Here is a 10966-nt window from a genome sequence, read left to right on the forward strand (position 1 = left end):
GTCAATGCTCCCGGAACTGTCTGTTAATTCTGTTGAATGTGAACACCAGCAATAAAAAAGGCCGCTTTAGCGACCTGGTGATTAGTGCCTTCATGCGGCGCACTCCAGTTCTGCGAGCCCACCGCGCACTGCATCAATGATGCGTTCGAGGTATTGATAATGATGGTTCGGCACTGACGGCCATTTTGCGTACCATGGATCATCACCTAGCAGGTTAAGCAACTTGTCGCCGACGAGATAATTGCAGCAGCTCGCCTTCACATCTTCAGCATCTTCAGCCTCATCCCACATTGATCGCGCTTCATTGCCGTCAATTTCATGCTCACGACGCAGCCGGATAATCTCACCCTTCACGAAAGCAAGGTTGGCGTCATTATCATCGTCCACTGTGCTTTGCAGTTGTGGGTCAAAATAGCCGATTAGGTAATCATTGCTGACGCGCTTAATGAACTCCTGCACGGTATCACCGCCCATAGCAAACCAGGCTCCGGTCCACGCCTTACCGAAGCAGGTGATTGTGATGCGACCCTTACCGGGCTCATAGTTTTCAATCATCACCCTGACAGGGTCGAGGCGTTCAACATCTGAAATGGTAAACGCCAGAACATCGCTTTTTTCAACCTTCACGATTCAACTCCGAAGCGGCGATTAAGCCGCCCTGTGTATACGACGAACTCCAGGAGGCTAACTCCCAGAGCTCCAATTTTCTTGTGATGCTTGTTGATGATGGGAGGCACCGTTTCGTTCCAGTTAGGCTTTGGCTTTTTGCGCATGGCCTGCTGGATTTCTTCGGTGCAGCGGCGGCAGGCGGCGCGGATGGCGTTGTCTGTTTCTGGCGTCATGCGGCCTCCGTTTTCACGACTTGGATGGCGCAGCCGGGAAGCAATTCAACCGCGGCGGTGGCGCACTGATTTCCCCAGTGATGCCAGCCTGGCGCTGCGCTTCGGCTGAATAACTCAATGCGCGGTACATCGCCGTAAAGCAGCTCCATTCGGTGGCGAACTTCCCACGGCTTTTCGCTGTGTGCTCCGAGCGGGCTGTAGACCACCTGCTTAATCCCGGCGTGCTTACGTTCCAGCCCGGCGCCACGGGTGGCAATCAGCAGATCTTCGGTGTTGGCCCGGGTGTGGTTGCCTCCGTTCATGCGCGTCTCGGTGTTAAGCAAATCGAGGAAGTCGTAAAAGTCGGTGATTTCACCCTCTGTCAGCGCCTTGTTGATTCGCAGCTCGGCGTTCTGATTCAGCTTCACCCAGGTAAAGCCCTTCATTGTGCGAACGGTAAATCCCCAGGCCTCGGCCAGTTCGATGGCCTCCTGGTTATGCGTGCCGGTGTACCACATCGCCAGCACTGCATTTTCGGCGGCAAGCTCCCATACTGGCAGGCGCTTGATGTCGATTAACTTCATGGTGGAGTAGTGGTCGGCGGCTGCCCCGTTACTGCTGGTGTTGCCGTAAGACCAGGGAGGATCAGCGTAAATAAGAGAATATTTTCCAGTCATCACTAATCCTCACTCACAGAGTCCATAACGAGACGAACAAACTGATGCGTCTATGCTCGCTTTCACCAGGTCGTAAACCTTCCCCCCCCGACCGGTCTTCGCCCACTCGACGACTTCCGGAACGGACGGCGCGCCCATATTTCCGCGCGGGCCATAGAATCCTGACCAGTCTATGTTTTGAACGTCCGGATCAATTCCATAAAGCAGGACATCTTTGCCGAGGTGAACCGGGTACCCTTACAGGTACGGGAACAAACTTCACTGCAGCTGGCTCGCTGATTCGTAACGGCTGTACCGTCATCGCGCTGACCAGCCCGGCGCAGGTTTTCCAGATTACCGCGATTGGAAGCGCAACCTCTCTCACCGTTACGCCAGCTGCTAACCCTGCTATCCCTGCTGGAACCAAATATGCCATTCTTCTGAGCGACAGCCTGAGTGTGGATGGCCTGGCGCAGGACATTGCTGAAACCTTCACGATGTACCAGCGCTACATGAGCGGCTTTGCTGATGTGATGAACGGTACTACAGACGTCACTATCACGATTAACGGTGTGCCCGTCACCGTACCGGGGCAGAAATCGCTGGCGAAGAAAGGGGCAAACAGTGACATCACCAGTCTTTCCGGGCTGACTACCGCGCTAAGCATTTCCCAGGGTGGAACCGGTGATAAGACAGCAGCAGGTGCTCGTACAAACCTTGGTTTAGGAAGTGCCGCCACCAAGGATGTTGGCCCCAATACTGGTAATGTTTTAGGTGTGGGCTATTTCGGTTTCGGAACTCCAACTGTTAACGTCTTAGGAAATACCGAATCAGGGTTTTATGGCATTGACGGCTCTGGTACTTCCTGGGCGCCGCAAGCAGGATCGGGAATTGTATGCGGGTATGACCCTACGCGCCGACAGCAGATATTTACAGGAGTATCCGGCAATCTTTTTGTCAGGAACCTGGGTAGTGCTGCTATGAATACTCCTTCGTCCACCATTCCATGGACACAGATGCAGTCTGTTGGAACATCAGATATTAATTTTAAACACGTCAACGGCGATCTCGATGTTGCTGATTCTCTTGAAAACATCTGTCAAATGGAGTTTAAGCGATTCTACTATCTTGATGATGATGAGCAGACAGAGCGCCGTGGCGTAATTGCTCAGCAGATCGAACAAATCGACAAGGAATATGTTCACTCTGCTGAGGGTGTAGGGAAAATGACGCTTGACCTTAACCCACTGATGATGGATGCCCTTGCAGCCATAAAGGCACTTAACGCAAAGGTAGCAGAACTTAGTAAACAGGTTGATGAGCTAAAACAGGGTGGAGCTTGATATACCTGAAGACAGCATATTGAAACGGCTTCGCTAATAAAACCGCCGTCCGACTTAAGAAAGAACGGGCGGCGGCTGGTTGCTCAGTGTTCATGCCCGAGCAAACGTGGGGAATATTAACCGAGTAAAATCTAAAGGCCAACCTGGCGAACTATCAGGAACTCAGCCAAATGTGCTTTCTAGGCTCTGTAAACAAAGAACTCGGCTTGGGGGCCGGGTAGTTGTCTGACTGAGTGATGGGTTAATCTATATCATGACTCTCTTCTATTTTCATAAGAGGATGTACTTTATCAAGTAACTCTAAGAAGCCCTCATATGTATCGCTGGCTTGCATCAGCGTTGTGACTCCTGTGAGCCTCTTCTGGAGAAGGCTGTATCCTGTTCCATTGGTTAAAAATTGATGCATTTTTGCCCCGATTTTTTGGTTTTTGCTCTTTCTTCTTTTAATGCGCTTCTGAGCTCAGGTGCCATACGGTCATAAGTTATATTGTTTACAAGATGCCCTAAGTATTGTGGCTTGAGCATATTGGCTTTGAACGGAACACCTCTCAATCGGTACAACTGCTCAAAAAACTCTGGTGGGTAATTAAAACAACGCCAAGCTTTCACAATATCCCATGTAGCGTTGATCTTCTCACATCCGTTGATGGTGCGAGCGCGCATAACCTGAATACCTCTCTTTCCTATGAGGCTGGAAGGGGATTGGAGCAAAACAAGGTATGGAAAATACCTATTTTCCGGTGCTACTTATACAAGTAGAATATAAATACACTCCCCCTCCCCAGTATCTGGAGGGGGGGCTTTCAAAAGCTATTTACACTCTGTCTTCGTGAAATCAAATACAACAGTTGAGCTTTCTTTATCAACTAAAATGTTATAGTTGTTAGAGTTTCTGACATTTTTAAATGTGCATAAACTCGATTTAAGGGACATGTGATAATCAAAGCTTTGAAATTTCTTATCCAAATCAAAATGCATCATTTGGGTGTGACCCCAGACCCATTGATTATTTATTGTTGGTTGTATAAGCTTTGAAATTATTGGGTATTTTTTTGCTGCCATCCGAACTTCAGGCGATAACGACACCCCCCCTCTGAAAGCAATAAATTGATAACTGTTCAAACCAAGGTTATTTAAGTCAGACATCATTAATTGAATTATCGCATTCTCATACTTTTCTTGGTTGTTAAGTGAGTTAGCGTAAGCATAGGTAACCCCTAAAGAGTATAGAGCATAGACTGTAAACAAAATTCCGCATATTAATTTATAAACTTTTGTGCGAGAGAAGGCCCACGTAGAAAGTACCCCAAAGAAGAAGCATGCTGTTCCAAATGCCATTAGAACCCTAGGAGACAGTACTGGGTCCCTTAGGAGCATCATTGGGCCTGTTATCATGCACAAAACTGCCAATGGAGAAAATACAATGACTAAAAGCTTCATTATTTTCTCAAGGTAAGAGGAGCTACATTTAACTAATGCGATTTTTATTAATGCAATTAAAGATAATGTTAACACTACTACAGAAAATATTATAAATGGTGTGGTAACAACAAGACTTAACAAATTTCCAAATTCAGAAATATTGCGTGATATAACCGTTAAGGCATCATTTATTCCTGAAGTTGCAAGTTCACTATGCCTTAAATTATAACTACCAACTAAAAAATATGGTGAAATGAAAGTTGAATATATAAGATAACTAATACCTAATCCGCCAATGGATGCTACTATTGATAACAATCCATTGCGAGTTTCGCCCAATCTGAATAGATTTAATACGTATAAAATAGCGAATATTATATATATGTTAATTGATGCCTGATAGATGCACAAAATTAAAATTACAGAAGTGAAGCAATATAGAAATTGTTTTTTTAATTTTACCGCTTTGAATGCAAAAGGAATTATTGCACACAACACGGATATCGACATTGGGAAAGCATCGTATTTATATGATAGATTTTCCAACAAGAATGGACTTGAAATTGCAACCATTGAAATGATGGCAGCAACGTACCCATCAAATTCAGTGAGAAATGCTTTTGCAGAAAAGTAAACACTCAGCGATAAGATGCTCAAGGCAAGCAATTGCGGTAGTGGAGATATGTCTGGCAACTGAGGCCCAAAGCTCAAAGATAGGAATAAAAGATCAGCAAGAGGCCTGCCGTTCTCAGACCACTTTGAATATCCGTAAATAGAACGACCTAAATCATCAACGTAATAGTGACTTGATAAGATAATTGGTAAGAAGAATATCAATGATATAAGCAATATCATTGAAAAAAGCTTTTTGTCTAAATTGAAACGAAGCATTTTAACACCTTAAGACTTGTTTGTTGGTTCATAATTTTTGATGATGTATCGCGGTCTTCCCTTAACTTCAACATAAATCCTTCCGATATACTCCCCAAGAACACCTATGCCTATCAACTGAACCCCACCAAGGAAAAGTATTGAAACAAGCATTGATGGATAGCCGCGAACCGGGTTACCGAAAGCAATCGTGTCAATTATCATCCATGCACCATAGATGAAGGCCAGGCCAGCAACGAACAAGCCGATATACGTCCACATGCGCAGTGGAAAAGTTGAGAAACTGGTAATGCCCTCTAATGCAAGGTTCCACAGCTTCCAGCCATTGAACTTAGAATTCCCGGCAACACGTTCTGCACGGGCATATTCAACAACGTCAGTGCGGCCACCAACCCAACTCAGTACACCTTTCATGAAAAGGTTTCGCTCAGGCATTAGCTTGATATTCTCAACAACATCCCGAGACATCAGGCGAAAGTCGCCAACATTTTCCTCTATCTGCGGGTTGCTTATTTTGTTGTGCAGCTTGTAGAACCACTCAGCGGTCTTGCGTTTGAGTCGTCCATCAGTAGAGCGGTCAGAGCGTTTAGCAAGGACCATATCAGCCCCGGCTTGCCACTTCTCTATCAGGTGTGGAATGACCTCAATTGGGTCCTGCAAGTCAACATCAATTGGGATTATTGCCTCACCTGTTGCATGGTCCAGGCCAGCGAATAGCGCAGGCTCTTTACCGAAGTTTCTTGTGAATGACAGCGGGACCACAAGCGGATCGGAAACAGCAAGCGCGTTGATAATTGATTCTGTAGCGTCTTTGCTGCCATCGTTTATGAAGACTATCTCGACTTCATGCTGCTGAAGCCCTTCAAATTCCCGAACCGTTTTATAAAAAATAGGTATGGCGTCTTCTTCGTTGAAGACGGGAACGACCAGAGAAACTTTCATTTCGCATCCCTAAAGACAATGAACTTTGAATAGATAAAACCGCACACCAGACTGATGGCGGAGAAGATGATTAACGTGATAATAGGGGCCATGCCAGATCTATCAGCGCCCCAACCTACAGCAGCACTTAGTGTTCCCATAAATCCAACGTAGAGCATGTAGCGCATCGTAGTTGTCGAAGACTTAAAGGTGAACCTGGCGTTTGCGAAGAAGCTGAACGACACCGCCAAGACGAAACCGGCGAAGTTTCCAAGTGCCTGACCTGTGTGAAACACGTATATGCAAATAGCGAAAACTACCCAGTGAATGAGCGTGTTTATGACGCCGATTGATGTGTACTTAGCAAAGAGCTTTAACATTATATAAATCAGTCAATTCGGAAAGGTCTGAAGTTTATCACCTGATCAACCATTGATCACCCCCAATGATTAATTATACTGTATGTTCATACAGTATTTATCGGAGGTGCATTATGGGGTTCCCGAGTCCTGCAGCAGACTACGTTGAAGAGCGCATATCACTCGATAAGCGTCTTATCGCTCATCCCGCAGCCACGTACATGATGGTAGCCGGCACGACATATCTGCGCGCCGGGATCATGAAGGGCGCTATGCTTATCGTCGATTCGTCGCTGACGCCGAAGGATGGTTCTCTGCTTGTCTGTGCTTTTGATGGTGAGTTCAGGATTATGCGCTACAGGACGCTACCGCATCCCTGCCTGGAAAACCCAGAAAATGGAAGGAGGGAGCCGTTACCGATGAAAGACGATGTGTCGGATACATCGCGGCCGGTGTTTGGGGTGATCACGTACTGCATCAACGATGCTCTTTCTGGTGAGTTTGATGATTGTCCTGTGATGTAAGAATAAGTGAGCACCTGATAAGTCTTACAAACGGATCGGTGGGGATTATGCTGATGGTATGGGAAGGCGTAAAGCGGCAAGTTGCGAAACTGGAAGGAGCTACGCAAAGTTTGGGAGATTTCGGATCGAAGCGATCCCGAAGTTCACTCGTCGACCACACGAAAAAGATGGCAACGGTTTGATCTTGAATGGATGTATTGGTAAGCATTGAAACCCGAATTTAACGGGTTTCTGAAGCGTAAGCGTTTGAATTAAATCAAAAAAGGCTGGTTGTGACGGAAACAGGAATCGTATTCGGTCTCTTTTTATCTGTATGAAAGACAATACGTTAGGTCTTTTATCATCTTTATACAGCGGATGCATCCTGTGCGACTTCGTAAAACATATCACAACACCGCAGGCGGAAGTCCAGCCCTTTTTGCCTGTTTTGTTAAATTTTTGTGAGCAATTAAGGAAAGTCAGCGCCGTGCTTAAAAGCGGGATTTTACCGACGCCTCAATTTCATCAAGCAATTCAAAACGACGGCGGTATTCCGCACGCTTCTTGCTCGCGATCTCGTCGAGAGATTTGCGTTCCATCTGCAGCGGGAGTTGCCAGCAGAAGCCGGAGACCTTTTTACCGCCCAGAGAATCCCAGAATTCGTCATAGCTGGCGTGGAAATGGCGGCCTTTGCTGAGGCGATAGCGCAATGCGCGGAAAACGTGTCCCTCGTCGCTGACGGCAAAAATCGCCTTAACAGATGACTGTAAGGCCAGCTGGAAAAGAACTTCCATCAGCACGCGTTTAGGAAACAGGCCGTGACAGGCGCGGGTGGATTGTTTAATGACGTCCCGCGACACGCAGCGGCGGGGGCCCTGAAGCCCGCCAATCACTATTACGCGTTGTCCGTTGCTGCGGGCTACGCTAAAGGTCAGGCTGGCAAGCAGCGTATCCTCGTTATCGCGCAGCCACAGCGTGCTCTCACCTTCGCGCTCGGCTTTCCCGGCAGAGGATGCATTAACCGTATAGATCACGCCCTCTTTTGCATGGAACTGAACAACGGTTTGTTCCTGCGGGCTGGTCAGCGCCTGGGCGAGGGCGCGCTCTTTCAGGCTATCGATCCAGTAATAATGGTTAACGATAGCGTCGGCGCGATCGTTCGCGGTCAGGCCACGCATCAGATACTGCCGATGGGTCTTGCTGGGCAATGTAATTTGAGCGGCGAGCAGTTTGTCGAAATCGTCACGCCCTGAAAGGGCTTCCAGCATGCGACGGGTGGAAGACCAGAACAGAAGCGAACGTAAAAGGAACTTCAGCCGATAATCGCGTTTTCGCCAGATGGGTCCCGGGACACGTTCGCCGTTCACCAGCTCGGAAATAATATTTGTGCGATGTGGGTAGAACACATCGTTATGCAGGTGTGTATTAGACACGTGAAGATCCCTCGTTTTTTTCTGCCTCTATTCTAAGGAGCCAGGAATAAGGGATTAATAGCGTGAGGATCTTTATTTCTGGTTGGTTTACCGTTTGTTTGACTTTGTAAGGACCGCTCCCGTCTTTTGCATTTTATACGGCGGCTATACTGTTTAAAGGAGGCCTTATGTATCAGCGAATAGAGGGTGGGATGTGGCGTCACGTCTGGGTTGTCAGCGATATACATGGCTGTTATCAGTGGCTTATGGACGAACTGAAACGCCGCCATTTTAATCCGTATGAGGATTTGCTTATTTCCGTTGGCGATTTGATCGATCGCGGTCCTGACAGCGTAAAAACACTGCAGCTCATCAATGAGAAATGGTTCAGAGCCGTGCGGGGTAACCATGAGCAAATGGCAATGGATAGTCTGGACAATAATGATTCTGCGCTGTGGGCGATGAATGGTGGAGTGTGGTTTACGCGCCTTGATCGCGAGCAGCAGGCGCTGGCGCGCACGTTACTAAACGCCTGCCGCGAATTGCCGCATATTATCGAGATAACCTGTGCAAACGGTCTCAATGTTATTGCGCACGCAGATTACCCCGCCGCGGAATACCGCTGGCAAAAACCGGTGAGCGCCCAGCGCGTGCTGTGGGATCGCGACAGGTTGATGGGCTTTATGGTGGGCAAAGGGCAGGGGATTAGCGGTGCGGATCATTTCTGGTTCGGGCATACGCCCGTCGACAGGCGGTATGATTTTGATAACCTGCACTATATTGATACCGGAGCGGTGTTCGACGGTTACTTCACGCTGGCACAGCTACAGTAATAAATAACCCGCCTTCGGGCGGGTTCTCTTTAGGTCAGGCAAGGCGCATGACCCAGGCATCGGTTTTGCTATCGTAATGCTCACGGTAAAGAACAGAGTGTTCGCCATCAAGTATCGCCGGGACGCTGGTATCCGCATCCCATGCGTCGAGTTGCATGCACAAATCCGGGTCGGACTTGCAGGGAATACTTAACGTTCGATCGCCTTGTGCTTCGCCGCGCAGCTCTGCGTCGTCGATCTCAAAAGCGCCAATACGCACGCTGGTTTTCGTCATAGTGCTCTCCGGGTCGGTTTTCAGAATCTGGTATGACCAGTATGGGCATCCATTTTTGATCGTAGACAAGGAGAGCAAAATCGCCAGTAAAAAAATGCGCTTTTTTTTAGTCGGTGGGACTGTTACCCGTAAACAACCGGCCATCGCGGACCAACTCCCGCGGATAACTATTTTTCAGCCGCGAGCCGACCTTTTTCGCCAGACCCAACGGGAAGCCCTGATACGTCACAATAACCTCATCCTGAGACGGGGTAGTTTCCGGGTAAACGTCGCGACCACGATACCACTCTTCGGCTTCCTGATGCGTCAGTTCAAACGTGTTATCGCTGTCCGCCAGGGCGATGACCGCTTCGTGCTGCCAGCGGTACCCTTTATTATGCACTTCCGCCAGGCGGATCCCGATACGTGAAAAACGGACTTTACCAATAAGCGGCTCAATGGGTGCCGGGAACAGCCATATCTCTTTATCACGCATCCAGAGGTGCAGATTCTCATCCCAGATCAGCCCAACCTTATTGGCGGCGGCTTTAAGTTGCACAGCATCGCGGCCTTTCAGCGGGGCGAACGGGAAATTGCCGACCTTAAATTTCGGGGCTGGCAGGGGAGCCACCGCCTGAGTTTTGCGCAGACGAGCCACAAAGAACCCTTCGCAGTCGTAAATCTGTGGGAACACGTGCAGGAAACCTTCCGGCGTGGCGGCCTCATCTGCCGTGGCAAACAGATCGTTAAGTGGCAGGAACTCAACGGCATCCGGGTATTGCGCTTTCAACCACAGACAGACGTCTTCGTTTTCATCGCGGTTGAGGGTACAGGTGGAGTACACCAGCGTGCCGCCGGGGCGCAGGGCGTGAAAGGCGCTGTCGATCAGTTCGCGCTGCGTGGCAGCGATCTCAAGATTGCTTTCCACAGACCAGTTCTTTAACGCATCGGGATCTTTACGCACCACCCCCTCGCCGGAGCAGGGGGCGTCGAGCAGAATGGCATCGAACGCTTCCGGCAAGGCGGCGCCAAACACGCGTCCGTCAAAATGCGTCAGGGCGACATTCTGGATACCGCAGCGGCTGATGTTGGCATGCAAGACTTTCACGCGGCTGGCGGAAAATTCGTTGGCAAGAATCGCCCCGTGATTACCCATCCGGGCGGCAATTTGTGTGGTTTTCGAGCCGGGCGCGGCGGCAACGTCCATCACGCGTTCAGGTGTGTTGCCTTCTGCGAACAGGGCGGCAACCGGCAGCATCGAACTGGCTTCCTGAATATAAAACAGACCGCTCAGATGTTCTGCGGTACTTCCCAGCGGCACGGCATCTTCGTCATCGCGCTCGATCCAAAACCCCTCTGCACACCAGGGCACCGGCATAAGCTGCCAGTTGTAGGGGGAAACCAGCGTCAGAAAATCATCGACGCTGATTTTCAGCGTGTTGACGCGAATGCTCCGGCGTAACGGACGCTGGCAGGCGGCGATAAAATCATCTAACGACAGGTGAGAGGGAAGCGCCTCGCGCATTTGCGCAAGGAATTGTTCAGGAAGAAA

The 10966-nt window shown here is 48.9% G+C and carries 13 protein-coding genes; 3 read left to right on the forward strand and 10 right to left on the reverse strand.

Features of this window, described 5'->3' with window-relative positions:
* Window positions 1-90 precede the first annotated feature (90 nt).
* The 3 genes from O1723_RS08655 to O1723_RS08665 are packed head-to-tail and all read right to left on the reverse strand — an operon-like array spanning window position 91 to window position 1498.
* Complete coding sequence (locus O1723_RS08655; protein ID WP_058687938.1) at window positions 91-627, reverse strand: phiTE_072 family protein; 537 nt, start codon at window positions 625-627, stop codon at window positions 91-93.
* Window positions 624-842 carry a hypothetical protein gene (locus O1723_RS08660; RefSeq protein ID WP_325824672.1) on the reverse strand — a complete coding sequence of 73 codons (219 nt, stop codon included), beginning with the start codon at window positions 840-842 and terminating at the stop codon, window positions 624-626. The genes O1723_RS08655 and O1723_RS08660 overlap by 4 nt, the downstream gene beginning before the upstream one ends.
* Window positions 839-1498 carry an MT-A70 family methyltransferase gene (locus tag O1723_RS08665; RefSeq protein WP_325824671.1) on the reverse strand — a complete coding sequence of 220 codons (660 nt, stop codon included), beginning with the start codon at window positions 1496-1498 and terminating at the stop codon, window positions 839-841. The genes O1723_RS08660 and O1723_RS08665 overlap by 4 nt, the downstream gene beginning before the upstream one ends.
* Window positions 1499-1542: 44 nt before the next feature.
* Here O1723_RS08665 and O1723_RS08670 point away from each other — a divergent pair, with 44 nt between their 5' ends.
* Window positions 1543-2820 carry a tail fiber domain-containing protein gene (locus tag O1723_RS08670; RefSeq protein WP_325824670.1) on the forward strand — a complete coding sequence of 426 codons (1278 nt, stop codon included), beginning with the start codon at window positions 1543-1545 and terminating at the stop codon, window positions 2818-2820.
* A 390-nt stretch (window positions 2821-3210) separates the two neighbouring features.
* On the opposite strand, the gene O1723_RS08675 is transcribed toward O1723_RS08670, so the two are convergent.
* The 4 genes from O1723_RS08675 to O1723_RS08690 form a co-directional block, all read right to left on the reverse strand.
* Window positions 3211-3483, reverse strand: coding sequence for a P63C domain-containing protein (locus tag O1723_RS08675; protein WP_325824669.1), 273 nt, complete (start codon window positions 3481-3483; stop codon window positions 3211-3213).
* A gap of 147 nt (window positions 3484-3630) precedes the next feature.
* Window positions 3631-5133, reverse strand: a complete 1503-nt coding sequence (locus tag O1723_RS08680; protein WP_325824668.1) for a glucosyltransferase domain-containing protein — start codon at window positions 5131-5133, stop codon at window positions 3631-3633.
* 9 nt (window positions 5134-5142) lie between these two features.
* Window positions 5143-6075 (reverse strand): glycosyltransferase family 2 protein, encoded by a 933-nt coding sequence (locus O1723_RS08685; RefSeq protein ID WP_325824667.1) that lies wholly within the window; start codon window positions 6073-6075, stop codon window positions 5143-5145.
* Window positions 6072-6434 (reverse strand): GtrA family protein, encoded by a 363-nt coding sequence (locus O1723_RS08690; protein ID WP_032665674.1) that lies wholly within the window; start codon window positions 6432-6434, stop codon window positions 6072-6074. The genes O1723_RS08685 and O1723_RS08690 overlap by 4 nt, the downstream gene beginning before the upstream one ends.
* A 113-nt stretch (window positions 6435-6547) precedes the next feature.
* Between O1723_RS08690 and O1723_RS08695 the strand changes: the two genes are divergently transcribed.
* Window positions 6548-6937: a HumD family translesion DNA polymerase gene (locus tag O1723_RS08695; protein WP_411860180.1), complete on the forward strand. Its 390-nt coding sequence runs from the start codon at window positions 6548-6550 to the stop codon at window positions 6935-6937.
* A 470-nt stretch (window positions 6938-7407) separates the two neighbouring features.
* Here the strand turns inward: O1723_RS08695 and O1723_RS08700 are convergent, their stop codons facing one another.
* A complete protein-coding gene (locus tag O1723_RS08700) occupies window positions 7408-8349 on the reverse strand; it encodes a VirK/YbjX family protein (protein ID WP_014884298.1) in 942 nt (313 codons plus the stop codon).
* 167 nt (window positions 8350-8516) lie between these two features.
* On the opposite strand from O1723_RS08700, the gene pphA reads away from it, so the two are divergent.
* A complete protein-coding gene (pphA, locus tag O1723_RS08705) occupies window positions 8517-9161 on the forward strand; it encodes a protein-serine/threonine phosphatase (protein WP_014884297.1) in 645 nt (214 codons plus the stop codon).
* 34 nt (window positions 9162-9195) lie between these two features.
* Here pphA and O1723_RS08710 read toward each other — a convergent pair whose 3' ends face one another.
* Window positions 9196-9435, reverse strand: coding sequence for a YebV family protein (locus tag O1723_RS08710; protein WP_008500472.1), 240 nt, complete (start codon window positions 9433-9435; stop codon window positions 9196-9198).
* Between the two features lie 106 nt (window positions 9436-9541).
* On the reverse strand, window positions 9542-10939 hold the full coding sequence (gene rsmF / locus O1723_RS08715) for a 16S rRNA (cytosine(1407)-C(5))-methyltransferase RsmF (protein WP_023337426.1): 1398 nt from the start codon (window positions 10937-10939) through the stop codon (window positions 9542-9544).
* Between the last annotated feature and the right edge of the window lie 27 nt (window positions 10940-10966).

It is taken from the genome of Enterobacter cloacae complex sp. HYC080_NIDB, from assembly GCF_056673325.1.